Source organism: Bacillus sp. FJAT-45350 (assembly GCF_002335805.1).
Lineage (GTDB): Bacteria > Bacillota > Bacilli > Bacillales > NISU01 > FJAT-45350.
This window is the reverse complement of record NZ_NISU01000002.1, coordinates 82,463-104,371: the sequence shown is the minus strand read 5'-3', so window position 1 is coordinate 104,371 and position 21,909 is coordinate 82,463. Positions and strand designations below refer to the sequence as shown.

The window sequence follows — 21,909 nt, the reverse complement described above, 5'->3', positions numbered from 1 at the left end:
GCACGTCATCCTTCCGCTTTTAACTCTAAAATTAAATCACGTAACTCAGCCGCACGTTCAAAATTCAAGTTCTTTGCAGCTTCCTTCATTTCAACCTCTAACCGTTCAATCATGGCTATTCTATCCTTCTTACTTAACTTCTGTGTCGGTGCAGCAGCATACTCATTCTCTTCCTCTGCTACATATGTTGCTTGAATAACTTCAGGAATCTTTTTCTGAATTGTCATCGGTGTAATACCATGCTTCTCATTGTAAGTTTTCTGAATTGAACGCCGTCTCTTCGTTTCATCAATCGCAATTTCCATTGATTTCGTCATTTTATCCGCATACATAATGACATGTCCATTTGAGTTTCTCGCCGCACGTCCAATCGTTTGAATTAATGATCGCTCTGAACGTAGGAAGCCTTCTTTATCTGCATCTAAAATTGCCACAAGAGACACCTCTGGAATATCAAGTCCTTCACGTAGTAGGTTAATCCCAATGAGAACATCAAACGTCCCCATACGAAGCTGACGAATAATTTCAATTCTTTCTAGCGTTTTTATTTCGGAATGAAGATAACGAACTCTTATCCCAATCTCTTTTAAATAATCTGTTAAGTCCTCTGACATTTTCTTTGTTAATGTTGTAACTAATACACGCTCATTTCTCTCCGCACGTTCATTAATTTCACCGATAAGGTCATCAATTTGCCCTTCAATCGGACGAATATCAATAGTCGGATCAAGCAAACCTGTTGGACGAATGATTTGCTGAATCATCTCTGGGGTTTGCTCTAGCTCATACGGACCTGGTGTAGCAGATACATATACAATTTGTGATACCTTTTCCTCGTACTCTTCAAACCTTAATGGACGGTTATCCAGAGCCGATGGTAATCGAAAGCCATGATCAACTAACACCTGTTTACGTGCCCTATCTCCATTGTACATTCCCCGAACCTGTGGAAGTGTAACGTGAGACTCATCAACAACAATTAAGAAGTCATCTGGAAAGAAGTCTATTAGTGTATATGGTGTTGCTCCCTCATTCCTTAATGTTAAATGACGGGAGTAGTTCTCAATACCCGAACAGAAGCCCATCTCACTCATCATCTCAATATCATAGCGCGTCCGTTGCTCTAGGCGCTGTGCTTCAAGGAGCTTTCCTTTTTCATGTAGCTCTTTCAATCGAGCCTCTAATTCTACTTCAATATTTGCTATTGCCTTTTTTAGTTTTTCTTCACGAGTAACGAAGTGAGATGCTGGGAAAATTGCAGCATGATTACGCTCGCCTTTAATTTCACCTGTCAGCGCATCCACTTCTGTAATTCGGTCAATTTCATCACCAAAAAACTCAATACGAATACACTGCTCGTCTCTTGAGGCTGGGAAAATCTCTACCACATCACCACGAACTCTAAACGTCCCGCGAGTAAAATTAATATCGTTACGGTCATACTGAATATCTACTAAATTACGAAGCAGTTCATTTCTCTCTTTTTCCATACCAACACGTAAAGAAACAACAAGGTCACGATATTCCTCAGGCGAACCTAAACCGTATATGCACGAAACACTGGCAATAATAATCACGTCATTTCGCTCAAACAACGAGCTTGTAGCCGAGTGTCTTAATTTATCAATTTCATCATTGATGCTAGCATCTTTTTCAATGAACGTATCAGACTGTGGAATATACGCTTCTGGTTGGTAATAATCATAATAACTAACAAAATACTCAACCGCATTATTCGGAAAGAACTCTTTAAACTCACTATAAAGCTGACCAGCAAGCGTCTTATTATGAGCCATCACTAGCGTCGGCTTGTTCACTTCCTTAATTACATTAGAAATCGTAAACGTCTTTCCCGTTCCAGTTGCTCCAAGCAACGTCTGATGTCGCTTTCCTTCATGAATCCCCTTCACAAGACTTTCTATCGCCTTAGGTTGATCCCCTTGTGGATCATAATCCGATACAAGCTCAAAAACTCCATCCAAGAAAATAACCTCCAGTTTTTTTAATTATGAATTATGAGTGATGAGTTATGAATTGTGCTTTTTATTTATAAATCGATATTCATAATTCTAAATTTACTTATCCTATTTGTCATTTTTTCCAATTAATTTATTATAGCATAGCCTTAATACTCAAATACAATAAAACGAACATGCATTCCTATAAAGAATACACAAAAAAGAAGGTAGCCTAACCCAGCCCCTTCCTTCCCCTAATTCATAACTAATAACTCATAATTCATAATTCCCCTACTACATTCCTGGCTTCTTTCTCAATAACTTTTTCGATTGAATCCAACCAAAAGTTAGTGAAGCAAGTGCTAGTCCTATTTCGAGATAAGAACGTTCATGGAATTGTAGTGCAAATACAAGAATCATTACTGTTACAATTAATGCACCTACTATACTAAATGCTACCCTCGTGACGACCCACATTAATATAAATGGCAACACAAGAGCTAGAAGTAAATCGATCATCTGAACGAGGTCTCCTTCTATATAAAATCTTCTATACAACCGAATCTTGTAGTACATAATCTTCTTTCGTAAATAATACACCAATTTGATGATGTTCACCATCATATAGGGCTGTTTGTGCAAAGCGAACTTCACCTGCAGAATCAACAACATCTAACTTGCAAAAAGCTGAATTTTTTTGTAATGCCTCATAAAAATTATATTCATTTGTAACAGGGATACCATTTACCTTCATGATAACCTCGCCTACTTGTAAGCTCATTTTCTCGGCCGGTGAACGTGGAATAATTCCTAGGATTACTAGTCCATTTTCTCTCAATGAAAAACAACTTTGTTGAGATTCTTCTCGTACTCTATGGAATGCTGTTAAAGCTTCCCTTCCAACAATTGCGATTACCGCTGTGATTGGAATTAACCATGAATAGAAAGACGAACCAATTGCAAACGCAGACAACAATATGCCAAAACCAACGACACGTAGACCCACTTTTTCAATCTGTTCATGAGGAAGAGTTGAGCGAACAAGCTGTTGGAAACCTATGAGAAAAGGCACTAGAATAAAAGAAAAGCCTTCTTCTCCACCGACTGTTAATAGTGGCCATGCTTCATACGAAGGAATCACACCATTCGGTAAAAAAAATCCGACTGGAACGACCCACAGCTTTTTCGATTCGTGGGACCCCATCAATTTTCCTCGCTTGCTTTCTAGCAATCTCGGGGACGTTCTTTTTCCACCCTTATATCGAATTAGTAACCCTTCAACTATCACTAAAACTACTAGTAATATTACAGCGTTTCGTAGCACAATAGCATCTACTTGTGTAGAGAGCACATCGATAAACGTAATACCTATCTCCACATAGGTCAGCGTAATTGCTAGTAAAATAGATATACCTATTGCAAAGGATGGTGATGCTAAACGTGGTTGCAACGTACAACTTAAAAGAATGTACACAGCAGCTACTAATACGAGCCATTCAAACGGAAACACCAATCCTCCAGCGACTAAAAGAATAGTCACACCAAGACCAGCTAGAATACTAGGTAGTAGAGGGTTCACTACATCCTCTATCACATCAAATACCCTCGTATTGAAATTCTCTCGTTCCCGCTTCACTCTCTTAACTCCAATAAAAATCATAAATAAAAATGCAATATATACAAGTGGATGTAAAAAAAACATTCCAATTCCCTTCAAAATATCGAGCGAGATTTCCGCTACCATTCCCGTTCCTCCTATCACTACTTTTTCAAATAAAAAAGCACACCCATAGTTTACCACTAAGGATGTACTTCGACAAAGCCCTAAAATTTTCCTACATAAAGCTCAATTATCATTTTAAATACAAACTGGCTGATGAAATAACATTCACCAACCAGTTCCACTCTTTTAGTTTAGTTGCTGCTTCACTAATTCAATGGCAGTATTGAATTGACGATCGTTTTTCTTGTCTCTTACGAAAGTCATGATTTTTTGATGAAGTGCTGCTGCTGTTTCTTCATCAATCTCCCCTGTCACTGATAAGCCTTCTGTTTGTTGGAATGCTCTTACAGCTTGAGCTGTTTGCTCACCATAATAACCATCCGTTCGACCTGGCTCAAGACCAATTCCTTTTAGCATCATTTGTGCATTTTTTACTTGCTCGCTATTCATATCAAAGCTTAATGCTTCCTCTTTTACGTTTAACGGAGGAAGGTAAAAATAGTCCGGTTGGAGTACTTCGATTGTAGGCTCTACACCCTCTTGATTGATAAAGTTTCCATCAGTTGTTAACCACTTAAATAGAGTTAACTTGATTTCACTACCATCACCAAGCTTGATTGCTTGCTGAACTGTTCCTTTACCAAATGATGTTTCACCTACGACATCATAGCCGCCACCTTCTTTTAATGCCGCTGCTAAAATTTCAGAAGCTGAGGCGCTCCCTCTGTCAATTAGCCCTACAATTGGATACGGTTTTGTTTCCTTTAAAGAGGATAGTACGCGCATTTTCTCCCCTTCACGATTTTCAATTTGTACGACAGGCTTTCCACCTGGAATAATTAATTTACCAATGTCTTCTACACTGTTAAGGTACCCACCAGGATTACCCCTAACATCAATCACTAGACCTTCAATTCCCTGTTTCTCAAGCTCTTGCAATTCTTTTGTGAAACGTTCAGCCGTATCTTCAGAGAATGAGGTAATTTCTAGTACACCAATAGAAACTCCGTTGTCTTCAACGACCTCAGCACGAACTGTTTCAATAGGGATCTCATCACGAGTCACATCAATCATGATCGGATCTGAAGCACCTGGACGCTCAATCGTCAGTTCGACAATCGTCCCTTTTTCCCCACGAATCTGTAAAACAGCTTCGTATAATGAAAGTCCTTCAATTGACTCACCATCAATTTGTAAAATCCGGTCATTTGGTTGTAGTCCCGCTTTCTCAGCCGGTGAATCACGAAATGGAGCAACAATTGTCACTTGTCCATTCGTCATACTCACCTCTGCTCCAATTCCTTCAAAATGGGAGTCTAGAGATTCCATAAACTGAGAAGCTGTTTCTTGATCCATGTACACTGAATATGGATCATCAAGAGATTTGAGCATTCCTTCAATTGCTCCCTCTAGTAAATCTTGATGGTCTACATCCTCAACGTAACGGTCACTAATTAACTGAAATGCTTTAGAAAACTTAGCAATGGCATCATCATTATCCGGTTCGACCTCTCCTGTTGGAGCAGAGGCAACAGGATCATTTTGGTTAAACAAACCACCATCAACGTACGACATACCTGCGTACATTCCACCGGCGCCAATGAAAAATGCTAAAAATACGATAAGTGCGACGACTCTTCCGTTGATATTCATTTCATCCTCCTCTTCTTTTTGCAGGAAAAGGCACTACACCAAATGATGCAATGCCTTGACAATCATGTACTTAACTATATGTCCAGCTTGTACGTTATATGATTAATTCTTCAATGAGCAGAGCTACTTTAGCTCTAAGTTTACCACATTAAAATGTCGTATTCTAGTTGAAGCAATCAGCCTAGTTTGGAATATACTTCATCGGATTTACTGCGTTTGTTTTGTTCTGATTCCATGGCCCTTCATGAACCTCAAAGTGAAGATGAGGACCAAATGATCGACCTGTATTACCCATAAATCCTAGACGTTGTCCCTTCTCGACACGGTCACCATTACTTACTTCACGATTTTCTAAATGCGCATATAATGTTGTAATAACTTGACCATTGACGTTATGAGAAATCATAACTGTATTTCCATAACTAGAAGAGTAATACGAACGAATAACTGTACCTGCTTCAGCAGCAACAATCGGTACATCTCCAGTACGTCCATTTTTACCAATATCAATTCCATGATGCATACGTCCACCAAATGTAGCACGTGGACCATATCCAGACGTAATTCGGCCTGTTGCTGGTCTCATGAAGTCCCCTTCTCTAGTTACTTCAGGAGCAGCATGTGATGAACCACTACTACCACCAGATTGAGCCTGTCGTTGTTGCTCTTGCTGGCGTTGTCTTTCTCGTTCTTTAAATGCTTCTAGCTCTTGTTTCATCGCTCGTTCTTGAGCTGCTAATATTTCATCCGCTTGCTCTAACTCCCCTAAATCAGCATGTAATTCATCTTCACGCTGTTCAAGCTGAGACATTATTGCATCTTTTTGCTTTCTTTGGTCATCAAGAGTTGCCATTAATCGCTCTAGCTCAATTAAATGACCTTCAAGCTTTTCAAGTTCACCTTCCACTAACGCCTTCGTTTCTTCGACTAGACGCTGGTCCTCAAGATGAGCTTCTAAAATATTACGGTCCTGTTGAGCAATAACTGATAGCGCACTCACACGATCTAAGAAATCTCCAAAACTTCTAGCGCCAAGAATTACTTCAAGATAGTTTACACTCCCACCATTTTGGTACATAGTGCGGGCTCTTTCTTTTAATAGACTATCTCTCTCTGCAATTCTCTCTTCAAGAATTCTCAACTCTTCCTTTAACTGTTCTATATATACACGAACTGCTTCAATTTCTTGTTGTTTCACACGAATTTTTTCATTTGTGTCTGCTACTTGATGGTCAATTGTACGCATTTCTTCTTCTAACTGACGCATTTCTCTTTCAATTTTTGCAATTTCTGCTTCGGTAAGTTCCGATTCCTTTTGTTTCTCAGTGCGTTCTGTTTGAATATCTTGTATTTTCTTTTCTAACTGTGCATTGGCAGAAACAAGTTGTGGAGCTCCTCCTGCTAGTAAAGATCCTGCAGCTAAGGATATTGCTAGTGCTACTAGTGCAATTCTTCGCCTCATCCAATAAATCCTCCTCACCATAATCCAACAATCTATCTATACTTTTAAAAACTTTCGGACAGACATCATACTTCCCCAAATCCCAATAAATGCACCAATCAGGATAAGTATTCCTCCTATTTGGTAAACACTAGGGAAGATTGGTATTAATTCAAAGAACATTAACTCAATCCTACTGCCTAAATAATCGAATATATACGTGTATCCAAAGAAGATTACTAGTATCGGAATCAGTGCCCCAATTACCCCAAGAAGAAGACCCTCGATAAAGAAAGGCCAGCGAATGAATCCGTTTGTAGCGCCTACTAGTTTCATAATTTGAATTTCACGTTTTCTCGCTACAATTGTCAGTTTAATCGTATTAGCAATTAAAAACATTGCCGTAAACATCATACCAACAACTAATACTAGGCCAGCATTTCTTAAAAAGTCAGTCACAGTAAACAATCTTTCTACTACATCTTTTCCATAATTAATAGATTCTACATATGGTAGCCCTTCTATTTGATTAGCAACCGTTTCCGTTAATTGTGGTGTATTAGCGCGGACAATAAATGCATCATTAAACGGATTTTCCTGACGAAGGTTTTCGAATACTTGTCCCATTTCGTCCAAGCTATCAATGAACTGTTCTAAGCCCTCATCTTTATCTAAAAAGTAAATTGTATCAATATGATCCACCAGTTCAATTTGGCGTCTTAACTCTTGCTGTTGCTCGTCGGTTGCTGTTAACTCAATATAAACCCTTATTTCTACATCCTCTTCAACCATAGTAGCAATATGATTCATATTCATAATTAATAGTAAAAACACACCAACAACAAATAGCATAATCGCGACCGCACTAATGGAGGCAAATGTCATCCAGCCATTACGACCGAGGTTTTTTGTTCCTTCTTTCAAATGACGAGTAAGAGTTCTAGCCTTCATAGCCGTAATTCCCCCTTACCTCATCCCGAGCAATTCGTCCGTTTTCAATTGCAATGACTCGTTTACGCATAGTATTAACTATATCTTTGTTATGTGTTGCCATAACAACTGTTGTTCCACGGTCATTAATTTCTTCAAGAAGGTCCATAATTTCCCACGCTGTTTCAGGATCAAGGTTTCCAGTAGGCTCGTCCGCAATTAAGACGCTTGGTGTATTGACTATCGCTCTCGCAATTGCCACACGTTGCTGTTCTCCACCTGAAAGCTCATCAGGGATGAATCTTGCTTTATTCTTCAGCTTAACAATATCAAGTACATTCATTACTTTACGCTTGATCGTTGCTGGGTTCTCTTCAATAACCTCAAGAGCAAATGCCACATTTTCATAAACTGATAACTTCGGTAATAGCTTAAAGTCCTGAAAAACCACACCAATACTTCTTCGTAATATTGGAATTTGTTTTTCCTTTAAGTTACTTAATGTCATACCATTGATATTTATCGTTCCCTTTGTTGGTTTCTCTTCTCGGTACATCATTTTAATAAACGTAGACTTACCAGCCCCACTAGGACCAACAACATAAACAAACTCACCATTACTTATTGTTACATCTATTCCATTAATGGCCTTTACACCATTCGGATACGTTTTCCAAACATCTTTCATATCGATCAATGTTTACCACTTCCCACTATAATTAAATGCGTATTCATGTTGAAACTCTTTTAATTTTCGACAAAAACACTAGTAAAACCTCTATAATAAAACAATAAAGGCCCAGCATCTCTAATGTTGTTGGACCAAACGTTGTCAAATGCTCTCTATAAAACTCAGCAATACAATAAAAACGAAAAGTAATGTCGATTTCTCACACCACTATATTATAGCACCAATAAAAGAATCATGAATGAACAATTTTATTACAATTTCATTTCAGAAAAACAAATCAATTAAGAATTGCGAATTGCAAATTGCGAATTAAGTTCTTTATAGCTCAAACACAATTGGCAAACAGCCAATTAGCTCCCCCTAATTCATAACTCAGCATTCATAATCGCACTAAAAAAAGCCCTCCCATCCGTAGATAGAAGAGCTCTAGTTTGTATTACTGGTTAGCTAACCATGCAGAAAGATTTTCTGCTTCTGCACCTTCAGCTAAGTTTGGAGGCATAGTACCAATTCCATTTTCGATAGCATGCATAATTTCTTCATACGTATATGCGCCACCTTCTAGTGATGGACCTACACCACCTTGAAGATTACCACCGTGACATGCTGCACAGCTTTGGTTGTACTTTGCTTCAGCCGATGCAACATCATATGTAACATCTCCCGCTGTCTCTTCAGCATCATCCTCTGCTGGTGCCTCTTCAACTGGTGCTTCCTCTGCTGGAGCTTCCTCTACCGGTGCTTCTTCAGCTGGTTCGTCTGCTCCGCCACCACATGCTCCTAAAGCAAGTACTGACGCCCCCATGATTGCCATTAAAAACTTTTTCATGAGTATAGACCTCCTCATATACTTTACAAATTTTTGTAGTTGTCCCCTACATTACCATTATAACGCATTTATTCTCTTTTGAAACCCTCACCAAGTACCTCTGTTGCATTGGTAACGACTACAAACGCAGTCGGGTCAACACTTTTTACTATTTGTTTCAATTTTGTGACCTCTGTTTGGTTTACCACGCACATAAGAACTGGTCGTTTTTCATCAGTATATCCACCATACCCCGAAAGTCTTGTTACGCCACGGTCAATATCGGTTAAGATGGATTTACGTACTTCCTCTTGCTTTTTAGAAATGATAAGGGCAACCTTTGAATAGCCTACCCCCATTTGGACAAAATCAATCGTTTTTCCAGTAATAAATAATGAAATTAGTGCATACATCGCTAACTCAATATTAAAAACAACAGCGGATGTAGCAACTATTAGTCCATCCATGATTACAATACAAGCTCCAAGTGATAGTCCTGTATACTTATTAACGATTTGGGCAGCTAAATCCGTACCTCCTGTGCTGGCACTCGCTCGGAAAACAATCCCCAAGCCAAGCCCAATACCAACCCCACCAAACAATGCACCTAAAAGAGGATCAGTCGTAGCCGGCTCTAAATTACGCGATAGAAATACGACAAAAGGTAAAAACAAAGTCCCTACTAATGTTTTTATCCCGTACTTCATTCCTCCAAGAAGGAGTATCCCTAAAATAAACAAAGGTATATTAAAAGCCCACTGAGTAAACGCCGGCTCTATTCCAAATACCTCAAAAACAATCGTACTAATCCCGCTCACTCCACCAGAAGCAATACGGTTTGGTAGTAAAAACAAATTAAAAGAAAGAGCTATTAGGGCTGAACCGAGCAATATGTATCCATATTCTAAGAACGTACGAGCAACTGGGCTCATCGGTTCCCCACGTTTCGTTGTCATCATCATCATTTCATACACACTCACCTTGCTGTCAATAGAATCTGTAAAACACCGAAATGAAGTATATCACTGACTTACTATCTTGTAAACGAGAGCCGGGTAACGCTTTAATTAAGTGAATTATGAATTATGAGTTATGGGTTATGAATTGAAGGGCAAATTTTTAATGGTTAATGGTTAATGGTTAATGGTTAATGGTTAATGGTTAATGGTTAATGGTTAATGGTTAATGGTTAAATAATGATATTGGTTATTGGTAGTATGTGTGGGAGATGGGGATATAATGTGGATTACATTTTTAATTCAAAAAAAATCCTCGGCAATGGACAACTGGGGGTGTTGTTATTGGGAGGATTCTAGTTTTCTTATTCTTGGTTTTAAGCGGAATGTTTCTTCTAAAACAGTTGTGGCATATTCTTTATTGAATAATACTTCATCTCTTAATAAATCGAGAGCATCTTGTAATTTTTCTTCCCTTCCATTTAGGTGCTCTACACTATTGGTTAACTGTACAATCATAGTAGTATGCTGTTCTTGCGTTTTCTCTACATTTTCTAATCGGATTTCTACATTTCCTAGTCGACTTTCTACACTCTCTAATCTGTTTTCAATATTATCTAAACGATTTTCTATATTCCCTAATCTGTTTTCAATATTATCTAAACGATTTTCTACATTTGCCACTCTTCCGTCGATCGATTTTACAGTTTCAAGTATTTGTTGCAATATGTTGTTATCCATTTTATCACCTCACTTTTTTCTTATTATAGCATTTTCAACTGAAAATAGAATACTGTTTTTGAGCTAATGTAACATTTTTTTACAAAAATAAGGTTGCCTACTAGAGACAACCCTTTAACCTTCATATTAACTTTTATGAATGTTTGAACGTAAGTAGGCATCGATGAATGGGTCTAGTTCTCCATCCATAACTGCTCCTGTGTTTCCGATTTCATGGTTAGTACGGTGGTCTTTCACTAGGCTATACGGATGGAAAACGTACGAACGGATTTGACTTCCCCAGCCAATTTCCTTTTGCTCTCCACGGATTTCATCAAGCTGTTGTTGTTGTTCTTCAATTTTTAATTGATAGAGCTTTGCTTTTAACATTTTCATTGCTTGCTCACGGTTCTTAATCTGTGAACGCTCGTTTTGACATGTTACAACCGTATTTGTCGGTAGATGAGTAATACGAACAGCTGAATCCGTCGTATTAATATGCTGTCCACCTGCACCACTTGCACGGTACGTATCAATTTTTAAGTCCTCTGTTAAAATGTCAATTTCAACATCGTCACTTAATTCCGGCATAATTTCACATGAAACGAACGAAGTATGACGGCGACCTGAGGAGTCGAATGGAGAAATTCGCACAAGGCGATGTACCCCTTTTTCAGCCTTCAAATATCCATAGGCATTGTGACCTTTAATTAATAAAGTTACACTTTTCACACCTGCTTCATCACCAGGTAAGTAATCCATTGTCTCTACTTTAAAGCCTTTTTTCTCAGACCAACGAGTGTACATACGTAATAACATAGACGCCCAGTCTTGAGATTCCGTACCACCAGCACCTGGATGGAGCTCCAGAATCGCATTGTTTTTATCATATGGCTCACTTAATAATAGTTGAAGTTCATATTCATTTAAATCATTTAAAAGTTGCTTCACTCCACTAAATAATTCTTCTTGAAGAGAAGCATCTTCTTCTTCCTTACAAAGCTCATAAGAAACTTCCAAATCATCATACGTTTCTTGAAGCTCTTTATATGTGTTGACCATTTCTTTTAATGCATTTGATTCATTAATTACGACTTGAGCTTCGTCTTGATTGTTCCAAAAATCTGGATCAGTCATCTTCTCCTCAAGCTCAGCAATACGCTCTTCCTTTGCCTCTAAGTCAAAGAGACCCCCTAAAGTCGACTAATCTCTTTGCCATTATTGCAAGTTCTTGCTTAACCTCTACTAATTCCACGTTCATCTACCTCTCTAAATGTATCTTTTCAAGTTGGTTAGGACTTATCTTTCTAACTTTCTAACCTTCCAACTTCTTACCCACAACAGTTCTTATATTTCTTTCCACTTCCGCATGTACAAGGGTCATTTCTTCCGATTGTACTTGTGTTACGAATTGGTTGACGTTTCTTTTGCTTTTCGCCACCAGCGTTTGCACTCGCATGAACAGCTTTCCCTTCAGCAACCTCTTTTCTTTCAAGGTTCTGCTCAACTTGAGCTTTCATGATGTACATCGCAACTTCTTCTTCAATCGAATTAATCATCTGCTCGAACATTTCAAAGCCTTCAAATTTATACTCACGAAGAGGGTCATTTTGGCCATATGCTCTTAAGTGAATTCCTTGGCGAAGCTGGTCCATCTGGTCGATGTGGTTCATCCACTTACGATCAACCGTACGAAGCATAATTACCTTTTCAAATTCACGCATATTTTCTGGCGTAAATTGCTCTTCTTTCTCATCATAGCTCTTAACTACCTTATCGTAAATTAGCTCAATCATTTCTTCAGGATCTAGACCATTGATATCCTTTTCTGTTAAATCCTCTTCTTTTAAAAGCGTTGCCTTCATATGAGTGACAATTCCACCAAGATCCCAATCTTCCGGTACCTCGTTTTCTGGAGTATGAAGCTGAACTGTACGCTCGATTACTGATTTAATCATTTTTAAGACAATTTCACGTAGGTTCTCTGACTCCATTACCTCCATACGCTGCTTGTAAATAATCTCACGCTGTTCACGCATAACATCATCATATTGAAGGATTTGCTTACGAGCATCAAAGTTATTACCTTCCACACGTTTCTGAGCAGTTTCTACCGCACGAGAAACAAGCTTACTTTCGATTGGTTGGTCTTCATCCATCCCAAGCCTTTCCATAACTGCTCTCATATTATCCGAACCGAAACGACGCATTAATTCATCTTCCATTGATAGATAAAATTGAGACTTACCTGGGTCCCCTTGACGACCAGCACGTCCACGAAGCTGGTTATCAATACGGCGACTCTCATGTCGCTCCGTGCCTAGAACAAATAGTCCTCCAAGTTCACGAACTCCATCTCCAAGCTGTATATCCGTACCACGACCTGCCATGTTTGTAGCGATCGTAACCGCTCCTCTTTGACCAGCGTTTTCAATAATTTCCGCTTCTTTTTCATGATTTTTCGCATTTAACACATGATGAGGAATCTTTTTCTTTTTCAGTAATCCTGCTACAAGTTCAGATGTCTCTACACTTACAGTACCAACAAGAACAGGTTGTCCGGTTTTATAAAGCTCTTCAATCTGAGCAACAACAGCCTTAAACTTACCTTCCATTGTCTTATAAATAAAATCAGCATTATCTTCACGAGCGATCGGCTTATTCGTCGGAATTGCCATAACGTCCATACCATATATATTACGGAATTCTTCTTCCTCCGTTTTCGCTGTACCCGTCATCCCAGCAAGCTTCTCATACATACGGAAATAGTTCTGGAACGTAATTGAAGCTAGAGTCATACTCTCACGTTGAACTTGTAAGCCTTCCTTCGCTTCAATCGCTTGGTGTAGACCATCACTATAACGACGACCTTTCATTAAACGACCAGTAAATGAATCAACGATAACTATTTCACCGTCTTCAACAACGTAATCTGTATCACGAAGCATGACAACATGAGCTTTTAACGCCTGATTAATATGGTGATTTAATGTTACATATTTCTGGTCGTAAAGGTTTTCAATATTAAATGCACGCTCAGCTTTATTTACCCCTTCTTCAGTCAGCTGAACGTTCTTTGTTTTTTCATCATATGTGTAATCTTCTTCCTTTTTCAATATACGAACAAACGTATTCGCCTGTTGATATAGCTGAGTTGTACGCTCAACTGAACCTGAAATAATTAATGGCGTTCTCGCTTCATCAACTAAAATTGAATCGACCTCATCGACAAGGGCGAAATGAAGAGAACGTTGAACCATTTGCTCCTTATAAAGAACCATATTATCTCTCAAATAATCAAAGCCAAATTCATTATTCGTTCCATATGTAATATCACACGCATACGCGTCACGTTTTTCTTCTTTTGAAAGACTATTTAGATTTAACCCAACTGTTAATCCTAGAAAACGATATAGCTCACCCATGATTTCACAGTCACGACTCGCTAAATATTCATTTACAGTGACAACGTGAACGCCTTTTCCAGTTATCGCATTTAGGTATACAGGCATTGTTGCTACAAGGGTTTTACCTTCCCCTGTCTTCATCTCAGAGATATTCCCTTTATGAAGAACAATCCCCCCTAAAATTTGCACAGGATACGGTGTCATTTTTAATACGCGAGTAGAACCTTCACGAACAACTGCATACGCCTCAGGTAAAAGTTGATCTATAGACTCCCCGTCCTGATAACGCTTTTTGAATTCCTCCGTCTTTTGACGTAAACCATCATCAGAAAGCTTTTTTATTTCATCCCCTAATGCTTCAACTTGATCCACGATTTTTTGCATCTTTTTTAAATCACGTTGGCTCGGGTCACCTATAACCTTTTTTAAAAGTCCAAACATTCAACATTCGTCCTCTCTTCTCTTTTTACACGTCTTACACGTCCGTACAACTATATGTAGAGTTTTTCAATCCTAATTCTAGAAAAACGTACTTAAATACAATTTTAGCAGTTTGCCCCTATAGTTACAAGGAGGGGAGGGAGGGAGTTAGTGTCGAATTGTGAATTATGAGTTATGAGTTATGAGTTATGAGTTATGAATTGTTAATTGCAAATTGCAAATTGCAAATTTGAAGCAATTCAAATTTTTGTCTAGACCTGCCGAGGGATTGTTCTACATTGTTCCTGTTTACTTAAGGTCTTAAGGTCTTAAGGTCTTAAGGTCTTAAGGTCTTAAGGTCTTAATTCATAACTCATAACTCAGCATACATCATTAACAAGCAAAAAGCACAGCTGCTATAGCTGTGCTCTTTTGCTTGTGATCATTCTGGCTCAATTAATCCGTATCTTCCATCTTTACGACGGTAGACAACGTTTGTATCACCATTTATTGAGTTTGAGAATACGAAGAAGCTATGGCCTAGCATGTCCATTTGTAAAATCGCTTCCTCAGCATCCATTGGTTTTAAGTTGAATCGTTTCGTACGTACTACTTCAAGTTCGTCCTCATCTTCCTCAACAGTTTCAATGTCATTTGTAAACATGTATTTCAGACTGCCCTCTTGACGGAACTTGCGGTTTACTTTTGTTTTGTACTTACGAATTTGTCTTTCAAGTTTTTCAACTACAAGATCAATTGCAGCATACAGATCATTATGAGTATCCTCTGCACGTAATAATAATTGCGGCATCGGAATTGTAACCTCGATACTTTGCTGATTATTGTGCACCTGTAAATTTACATTTACATCTGCGATTGGGGTAGTATCAAAATATTTTTCTAATTTCCCCACTTTTTTCTCAACATACTCTCTAATTGCTGGAGTTACTTCTAGGTTCTCACCACGAATGTTGTAGTTCATGTTTGAACTCCTCCTTTCCTCTATGTATTATTATTCTATATACCCCGCATTTAATCCTTCTCAAACTAAAAATAATTTAGAAAAATATGTCGAAATGATGAAGAACAATTGCGAATTGCAAATGGCAAATTGCGAATGAAAACAAAAGAACTTTAAATTTGCAATTCTACATTTGCAATTTGCAATTGAATTCTTAATTCATCACTCATAATTCAGCATTAAAAAACCCACCTCAATCAAATGACTGAGATGGGTATATTTTGTCTAGCTATTATTCAAATCCTTGATCCAGGAATGTGAATTAAAGCTTAACTACGTTTGCAGCTTGAGGTCCACGAGCACCTTCAACGATTTCAAATTCAACTTCTTGTCCTTCGTCTAAAGATTTGAACCCTTCAGAGTTGATAGCTGAGAAGTGAACGAATACATCGTCTCCGTCTTCGCGCTCGATGAAACCAAATCCTTTTTCTGCATTAAACCATTTTACTTTTCCTTGCATGTTTTCACATTCCCTTCGTAATAAAAATCTCTGTGGAAACCCTTCCACAGTTTAACTATAACAGAAATATTTAATAGGCGTCAAACTATTTTGTCTATTTCTCAAAATAATCATTGACTTTTCAATCGAAATGACATAAGTAGACAAAATTCTACTTTATTTCTTATTGGGTGTACATCTATTGCCCAATACACCTACTAATCATTCTGTATAGTCTCAATTTTACTTTACCCGTTTTTTAAAATAGTATTCACCACTAATATCACGTAATAATTAAAATATTTATAATTTTTAAATTTTTGTGTTGCAAATTTCTTTTGTGTCAGATTATAATAAATTTATTCAAAATATGACAGATTGGTAAATGATTTGGCATTTTTTGATACCTTTCACAGTGACACTCTTTTGAGTCTCCAGAGAAGGCTGTGATTTTCCACTTGGTACCTCCCTCTCCTTTCTTTTAGAGGGGCCGATTCCCCGGTAGCAAGTTTTGACACACGTTGCTCAGTAGTCTTTTATCCTCGATTATTGATAAGGTGTACGTGTGTATCTTTTTAACCATTTATGCTCTACCTGAGCCGCAATACATATATCGATGCCTCATCATTGCTTCTACTTAATTCCTTCCTTATATTACAGTCACACGAAATAATCCACAAATCACTACTATTCTGTAAAATTTTTTAATAGTATGGTAATGTTTCATCATGAAGATTATTAGGAGGTTTTGTTTTGAATAATGTAAAGAAAGCATTACTTTTACTTAGTTTCATGATGCTTTTAGTTGCCTGCGGTGATGCACAGGAAGTTGATACAAATGAAGTAAGTGCATTAGGGATTATTGAGAAGTCAATAGGAACGATGCAAGAATTAGAAAGCTTCTCAATGGAAATGTCCTCCGAACAAGAAATGTCAGTACCTGGTGAAGAGTCTTTTACGATGTCAATGGAGATGCAGTCGGATATGACAGTTAATCCACTTCGCTTTTCACAACAAATGGAGATTGCTAGCGACCAACCAGACATGGGAATGGCAGTAGCAGAATCATACTTCACTGAAGAAGGGCTCTTTATGAAAGATTCTCTACAAAATCAGTGGATTAAGTTCCCCGAAGAGTTTGCAACTGAAATCGCAGCTATGGCTAACATGCAAATGAATCCAGAAGAGCAAATGAAAATCTTGAGTAACGTAATCGAAAATGTCCAACTCACTGAGGAAGATGGTCATTATGTACTAACATTAATTGGCGATGGTGAAGATATTCAATCACTAGCTCAAGAATTAATGGGGCAATTAGGTGATCCCTCTGGCACTGATATGATGATGGACGACATCTTTGACATGATGGAGATTAAACAATTAGAATACGTGATCCACATCGACAAAGAAAGCTATTACCAAACGCAACTGATGATGCTGATGGAAATGGAAATGACATTTGAAGGAGAAACAATGTCCACAATTCAACGAGTAAGTGGAACGATGTCTAATTTTAATGAGATTGATGAAATCGTTGTGCCTGAAGAGGCGTTAGATGCAGAGGAGTTTTCTTTGGAGCATGGGTTTTTGAATTAACCTATTATGTTAGCCGGCTCAGTAGATTTGAGTCGGCTAATTTTTATAAAACACTATTCTATATTTAATAATGTCACATTTTTTACTCATGGAACACTTCTTTCAAGTCAACCTCTAAATCCTTTATTACCTCTACCTTTACACAATTATCCCTATCATAGACCTTGGGTTTACCATATGTTCCATCTTCTAAAACAAATACCAATACAACTTGGTCAGTTGGATGAACTATCCAATATTCATTTACTCCACTTTTTTCATAAAGGTTCATTTTTTGAATATAATCAGTAGAAGCAGTTGAAGGTGAGATGACTTCTATAACAAAGTCAGGCGTCCCCTTCAAACCTCTATCGTCTAATTTAGATTTATCACAAACAATTGTTAAATCAGGCTGAACAACTGTATAGATATTGTCATCTTCATCGTCTTCATTTTCTAAAAAACGTACATCAAAAGGCGCTATATAGACATTACATCGATTTCCCTTTAAAGAATTACTAAGTTGGCGTCCTATTTCAAGTACTATCTCCTGGTGTTTTCTAGATGGGGCAGGAGTCATCATGTATACTTTACCGTTGATTAATTCCAGTCTGTCTCCTTCTTTCCACTGCAAATAATCAGCATAAGAGAAAACTTTTGATTGGTCTGGTCTCATAGCACTCATGATATCCCCCCATTGAATAGTAGCTATCTTTTACTTGGATTATACCATATTATTTACATATTGTTTTAATACGAGTACAAAGAAGTAGTTCATGAATTTTATAAACAGAAACTAAAACAACACTTCCTGTTTTAAGAATTAATTATCTACATAGGCGCCTGTCCTCCACCTGCTAGCATCGAGAACATTGACTCAGCTTGTGCATTTGCTTGGGCTACAGCTGCCTCCATAGCGTTGAACTGATTCCAATATCGTTCTTCAACCTGTTGCATTCGACGTTCAAAATTTGAGATTCGATCATTAACACTTTGAATCTCTCTTCCAATAGTATACTGACCTTTGGTTGTTATACCAGACCGCCCCGCTCTTTCAGATACCTGTTCAATTGTTCCTTGTAGAGAGTCACGCATTCTACGAGCTATTCCCTTTTCTTCATATGACTCACCATCACTAGCAAATATTTGATAAACTGCCTCCGGGTCTTCTTCTATCGCTTGGCGTAGTCTCTCTTCATCTACCTCTAGACGTCCCCCATCTTGATAGTTGCTAGTCGTTGTTATACCTAGTTCTGCTATTTGAGAAAAACCTATATCACTTGAACTGTGTCCCACATTACTGTAAATATCAATTCGTAATTGATTTAATCCAGCACTTAACATTCTATCATTACGAATCATTCCACTACGTGCCTGCTCTTCCCAACGTTCAATCTCTTGCTCGGACATTGCCTGTTTCTGTTCATCTGTTAAAGGGTGAAAGTCTCGATTACGATCTTCACTTAGTTTTCCATTCACAGTATCTATAAGTCCATTATAATCCTCAACAAACTCCATAACCGTATCAAAAACATGGTCATTATTAACATTTACATTTACTGTAACTTGGTCTTCAAACGTATCATGTAATGTAATTGAAACACCATCAATTGTAAAGTTGTTTTCCTGACGTTCTGTGCTAAGTCCGTTAATTGTAAACTTAGCATTTTCTCCCCCTTGTTCTTGACTTGAAATTAAATTCAAGCCATCGTTTAAAAATGACCCACTAAAGTTCATTTCTGAGCCTTCACCGTCGTTGTACTGACCTGTCTCAGAACGAGTAATTGACACCTTATCAGCAAACGGATCATAAAAGGCATTTACCGGTAACTCTGAATCGTTCACTTCATCAAGTATCTCATTCAAGGAACTAGAGCCATTAAATTCAAATACTTCTTCTACTTTTCCATTAGAGCTATAAGCATCGATACCAAACTCAATGGATTGATATGTATAATCGACTGTAACATCATCACTACTACCAACTTCTTCATTAAAAACTAAGGTACCTTGTTCTTTATCTACGTAAACTGCTTGTTCATTCATTTCTAAATCCTCTATAGAACTTACAACCTGATAACCGACATTATTTATACTCACATTGATAAATTCATTGTCTTCCCCTGCAGTTTTAATAGCTCCGTTAGAAAGCTGCAACACATTCGTCGGTTCCTCAACTACTACTCTTTCATTTTCAACTACTTCTTCACTCATAGTAAATGCATCAGAAAGGTGTTCTTGTTGTGACCAAATACTAGCATTCGGGTCGATATTTCCTTCACTTATTTTTTCATTGCTCACATTATAAGCTGCAGACGCCAACTGCTCTACCTTAGAAATTGTATAGCTTGAAGCAGATGCAGAAGCACTCGCATCTGCTGTCACTCTTGCAGGATATGAGCTTGTTGCTTCTTTCGCACTCATATTAGAAGCACGAATGACCCCATCAAATAAATTATCACGAAATTTAGTGAGCTCTAAGTTCATCTCCCGGTAATCTTCTTGCTCCCATCGTAGCTGCTCTCTTTGTTGAATCATGTTATCAATGGGCTTTCGCTCGGCACGCATTAAATCAGCGACAGTCTGCTCTATGTCCATACCCGTTGCTAGGCCTGTCATACGCATAGTAAAACCTCCAAAGAATAGTTTAATATTCATTAACCAATAAAAAGAAAAAAGAGTAGAAGCACAAGTGTCTTCGACTCTTTTTGGTTTTCAAAATTATTACTTACTTCTCTTATCGGACAATGTTAATTAATCTTTAGTCCTCTTATAACTTTAAATCAATACTTCCTCCTAAATGAGGTTGTGCAGCTTGTTCTAATGCTTTTGTATCGCCCATCATTTTATTTAAAAAATCTGCATTTTGCTCTGCCGAGCCCATTGCCTGCTTCATGATTGAAATACTAGCCTGTTGCTTAACTTGTCCTTCATTCATCGCCATTGATAACGCTGCTATATTCAATGTATTTCACCTCCTTAAGTATCTACTCTCAATTAAGTTCACTTTATATTTTTTAAGTTGAACGAATCAAACCATCTTTTATATATTGCAATACTCGCTCAATTGGAATATTTGTACCAAAGGAAATATCCATTGCATTTGCAGTAGGTGTGTGCTTTAAAAAATCCTTTATAAACTCAAAATTATATCGATATACTTCATAACACGTTTGACAGTATGGTAAAGATTTCTCTTCTTTCACCTTACCACACTCACGACAAAACCCATAGTCCTCCATATGTTTACTCCTCAAAGTAATGAATTAATTAGTCAACAATATCTAACGTCAAGGTCAAAAAGATATGTACATAAACACCACTTCAACATTCCTATGAAAACATCTTTTACTTGAGAAAAGTGTAACCCCCTATGAGAGGTTACACTTATGAAGTTTTACTCACGTTTATCAAAGAAAATACCGTCAACCGTTCGACCTTCATAAGGGTTTTCGTATTTTTGTCCCTTTTCTTTTTTTGCTTTTAAAGCTGAGATATCTATTCTAATTTGGTTCCTTAAAAAGGCTAACTTAGGATTAATTTCTTTATTTAACTTTAGCACCTCTTCACCTAATTTGATTTCGGAAGTGCTCAAGTTTGAAGAATCACCTATTTTTTTCAGGGACACCTCACGTTGATCCAACAAGTCATTTATTTTTTCTATATATACATCTCGTTCATCATCATCTTTTGGTAGTGGAGATTCTAAATGGTCCAACAGTTCTTTAGATTGCAGATAAAGTTCTTTGACACCTGACACTACGCTTTCCCACCTGAACCGTGGCGTTGTTGTCTATCTAATTGTATGACTTCCTTCCACGTATCACGAAAATCAACAACCAATTCTTCAGCTTCTAGTAACGCCTTTGAATCATTTTTAATGTTTGCTTCAATTAGACGATTAAGAATAAAGTCATATAGTGTTAACATATTTTTTCCAACTTCAGAATCTGTCTTTAACGTGACCATTAACTCACGTACAATATTTTGTGCCTTAGTAATATTAGTACTTCTTTCTTGAATATTATTTTCTTCTATAGCACTTTTCGCCTTTTTTATAAACTTTAAGCAGCCATTATATAGCATTAATGTTAGTTCCCCAGGTGATGTTGTTTTCATCGCATTTAGCTTATAAGCTTGTAAGTTTGTAGACATGGCTGTGTTCCA

21 protein-coding genes are annotated in these 21,909 nt (G+C 37.6%); 1 reads left to right on the top strand and 20 read right to left on the bottom strand.

The genetic code is table 11. From position 1 onward, the window contains the following. Positions 1–5: 5 nt before the first annotated feature. The 14 genes from uvrB to cspD form a co-directional block, all read right to left on the bottom strand. The gene (gene uvrB / locus CD003_RS17055; protein WP_096202455.1) at positions 6–1,982 is read right to left on the bottom strand and encodes an excinuclease ABC subunit UvrB; all 1,977 of its coding nucleotides are present in this window, start codon (positions 1,980–1,982) and stop codon (positions 6–8) included. Between the two features lie 270 nt (positions 1,983–2,252). Further along, a complete protein-coding gene (locus tag CD003_RS17050) occupies positions 2,253–2,477 on the bottom strand; it encodes a DUF2198 family protein (protein ID WP_096202454.1) in 225 nt (74 codons plus the stop codon). Between the two features lie 31 nt (positions 2,478–2,508). Then, on the bottom strand, positions 2,509–3,702 hold the full coding sequence (locus CD003_RS17045; protein WP_096202453.1) for a PDZ domain-containing protein: 1,194 nt from the start codon (positions 3,700–3,702) through the stop codon (positions 2,509–2,511). A 165-nt stretch (positions 3,703–3,867) separates the two neighbouring features. Then, positions 3,868–5,328 carry a S41 family peptidase gene (locus CD003_RS17040; protein ID WP_096202832.1) on the bottom strand — a complete coding sequence of 487 codons (1,461 nt, stop codon included), beginning with the start codon at positions 5,326–5,328 and terminating at the stop codon, positions 3,868–3,870. 187 nt (positions 5,329–5,515) lie between these two features. Beyond that, entirely contained in the window at positions 5,516–6,796 is a 1,281-nt protein-coding gene (locus tag CD003_RS17035) for a murein hydrolase activator EnvC family protein (RefSeq protein ID WP_096202452.1), read from the bottom strand. A gap of 36 nt (positions 6,797–6,832) precedes the next feature. Next, the gene (gene ftsX, locus CD003_RS17030; RefSeq protein WP_096202451.1) at positions 6,833–7,726 is read right to left on the bottom strand and encodes a permease-like cell division protein FtsX; all 894 of its coding nucleotides are present in this window, start codon (positions 7,724–7,726) and stop codon (positions 6,833–6,835) included. After that, positions 7,716–8,402 carry a cell division ATP-binding protein FtsE gene (ftsE, locus tag CD003_RS17025; RefSeq protein ID WP_096202450.1) on the bottom strand — a complete coding sequence of 229 codons (687 nt, stop codon included), beginning with the start codon at positions 8,400–8,402 and terminating at the stop codon, positions 7,716–7,718. Before ftsE ends, ftsX begins: the two co-directional genes overlap by 11 nt. A 430-nt stretch (positions 8,403–8,832) precedes the next feature. Next, on the bottom strand, positions 8,833–9,225 hold the full coding sequence (locus tag CD003_RS17020; protein WP_096202449.1) for a c-type cytochrome: 393 nt from the start codon (positions 9,223–9,225) through the stop codon (positions 8,833–8,835). Between the two features lie 68 nt (positions 9,226–9,293). Further along, entirely contained in the window at positions 9,294–10,160 is an 867-nt protein-coding gene (locus tag CD003_RS17015; RefSeq protein WP_257008392.1) for a YitT family protein, read from the bottom strand. A gap of 342 nt (positions 10,161–10,502) precedes the next feature. Next, positions 10,503–10,901 (bottom strand): hypothetical protein, encoded by a 399-nt coding sequence (locus CD003_RS17010; RefSeq protein WP_096202448.1) that lies wholly within the window; start codon positions 10,899–10,901, stop codon positions 10,503–10,505. A gap of 126 nt (positions 10,902–11,027) precedes the next feature. Continuing rightward, positions 11,028–12,135, bottom strand: a protein-coding gene (gene prfB / locus CD003_RS17005; RefSeq protein WP_096202447.1) for a peptide chain release factor 2 whose coding sequence is annotated in 2 segments (ribosomal slippage) — positions 11,028–12,062 and positions 12,064–12,135 — 1,107 coding nt in all. Because the reading frame shifts where the segments join, the coding sequence is not laid out codon by codon here. Between the two features lie 76 nt (positions 12,136–12,211). Then, positions 12,212–14,728 (bottom strand): preprotein translocase subunit SecA, encoded by a 2,517-nt coding sequence (secA, locus tag CD003_RS17000; RefSeq protein ID WP_096202446.1) that lies wholly within the window; start codon positions 14,726–14,728, stop codon positions 12,212–12,214. A gap of 421 nt (positions 14,729–15,149) precedes the next feature. Next, positions 15,150–15,689, bottom strand: coding sequence for a ribosome hibernation-promoting factor, HPF/YfiA family (gene hpf, locus CD003_RS16995; protein WP_096202445.1), 540 nt, complete (start codon positions 15,687–15,689; stop codon positions 15,150–15,152). A gap of 301 nt (positions 15,690–15,990) precedes the next feature. Further along, complete coding sequence (cspD, locus tag CD003_RS16990; protein WP_096202444.1) at positions 15,991–16,188, bottom strand: cold-shock protein CspD; 198 nt, start codon at positions 16,186–16,188, stop codon at positions 15,991–15,993. Between the two features lie 732 nt (positions 16,189–16,920). Here cspD and CD003_RS16985 point away from each other — a divergent pair. Continuing rightward, a complete protein-coding gene (locus CD003_RS16985; protein ID WP_096202443.1) occupies positions 16,921–17,763 on the top strand; it encodes a DUF6612 family protein in 843 nt (280 codons plus the stop codon). 82 nt (positions 17,764–17,845) lie between these two features. On the opposite strand, the gene CD003_RS16980 is transcribed toward CD003_RS16985, so the two are convergent. From CD003_RS16980 to fliS, 6 genes are all read right to left on the bottom strand, one after another. Continuing rightward, positions 17,846–18,427 (bottom strand): Uma2 family endonuclease, encoded by a 582-nt coding sequence (locus CD003_RS16980; protein WP_257008373.1) that lies wholly within the window; start codon positions 18,425–18,427, stop codon positions 17,846–17,848. Between the two features lie 146 nt (positions 18,428–18,573). Next, a complete protein-coding gene (locus CD003_RS16975) occupies positions 18,574–20,367 on the bottom strand; it encodes a flagellar hook-associated protein 2 (RefSeq protein WP_179295604.1) in 1,794 nt (597 codons plus the stop codon). A 145-nt stretch (positions 20,368–20,512) separates the two neighbouring features. Then, positions 20,513–20,707, bottom strand: a complete 195-nt coding sequence (locus tag CD003_RS16970; RefSeq protein WP_096202441.1) for a YjfB family protein — start codon at positions 20,705–20,707, stop codon at positions 20,513–20,515. A 52-nt stretch (positions 20,708–20,759) separates the two neighbouring features. Continuing rightward, entirely contained in the window at positions 20,760–20,984 is a 225-nt protein-coding gene (locus CD003_RS16965) for a hypothetical protein (protein ID WP_096202440.1), read from the bottom strand. Positions 20,985–21,139: 155 nt separating this feature from the next. Continuing rightward, positions 21,140–21,502 carry a flagellar protein gene (locus tag CD003_RS16960; RefSeq protein WP_096202439.1) on the bottom strand — a complete coding sequence of 121 codons (363 nt, stop codon included), beginning with the start codon at positions 21,500–21,502 and terminating at the stop codon, positions 21,140–21,142. After that, positions 21,502–21,897 (bottom strand): flagellar export chaperone FliS, encoded by a 396-nt coding sequence (fliS, locus tag CD003_RS16955; protein ID WP_096202438.1) that lies wholly within the window; start codon positions 21,895–21,897, stop codon positions 21,502–21,504. Before fliS ends, CD003_RS16960 begins: the two co-directional genes overlap by 1 nt. Between the last annotated feature and the right edge of the window lie 12 nt (positions 21,898–21,909).

Coding starts and splice junctions, on each gene's coding strand:
- CD003_RS17050 (WP_096202454.1), bottom strand. CDS start 2,477: ATGATCGATTTACTTCTAGCTCTTGTGTTGCCATTTATATTAATGTGG.
- CD003_RS17045 (WP_096202453.1), bottom strand. CDS start 3,702: ATGGTAGCGGAAATCTCGCTCGATATTTTGAAGGGAATTGGAATGTTT.
- CD003_RS17035 (WP_096202452.1), bottom strand. CDS start 6,796: ATGAGGCGAAGAATTGCACTAGTAGCACTAGCAATATCCTTAGCTGCA.
- ftsX (WP_096202451.1), bottom strand. CDS start 7,726: ATGAAGGCTAGAACTCTTACTCGTCATTTGAAAGAAGGAACAAAAAAC.
- CD003_RS17020 (WP_096202449.1), bottom strand. CDS start 9,225: ATGAAAAAGTTTTTAATGGCAATCATGGGGGCGTCAGTACTTGCTTTA.
- CD003_RS17015 (WP_257008392.1), bottom strand. CDS start 10,160: ATGACAACGAAACGTGGGGAACCGATGAGCCCAGTTGCTCGTACGTTC.
- CD003_RS17010 (WP_096202448.1), bottom strand. CDS start 10,901: ATGGATAACAACATATTGCAACAAATACTTGAAACTGTAAAATCGATC.
- secA (WP_096202446.1), bottom strand. CDS start 14,728: ATGTTTGGACTTTTAAAAAAGGTTATAGGTGACCCGAGCCAACGTGAT.
- hpf (WP_096202445.1), bottom strand. CDS start 15,689: ATGAACTACAACATTCGTGGTGAGAACCTAGAAGTAACTCCAGCAATT.
- cspD (WP_096202444.1), bottom strand. CDS start 16,188: ATGCAAGGAAAAGTAAAATGGTTTAATGCAGAAAAAGGATTTGGTTTC.
- CD003_RS16980 (WP_257008373.1), bottom strand. CDS start 18,427: ATGAGTGCTATGAGACCAGACCAATCAAAAGTTTTCTCTTATGCTGAT.
- CD003_RS16975 (WP_179295604.1), bottom strand. CDS start 20,367: ATGCGTATGACAGGCCTAGCAACGGGTATGGACATAGAGCAGACTGTC.
- CD003_RS16965 (WP_096202440.1), bottom strand. CDS start 20,984: ATGGAGGACTATGGGTTTTGTCGTGAGTGTGGTAAGGTGAAAGAAGAG.
- fliS (WP_096202438.1), bottom strand. CDS start 21,897: ATGTCTACAAACTTACAAGCTTATAAGCTAAATGCGATGAAAACAACA.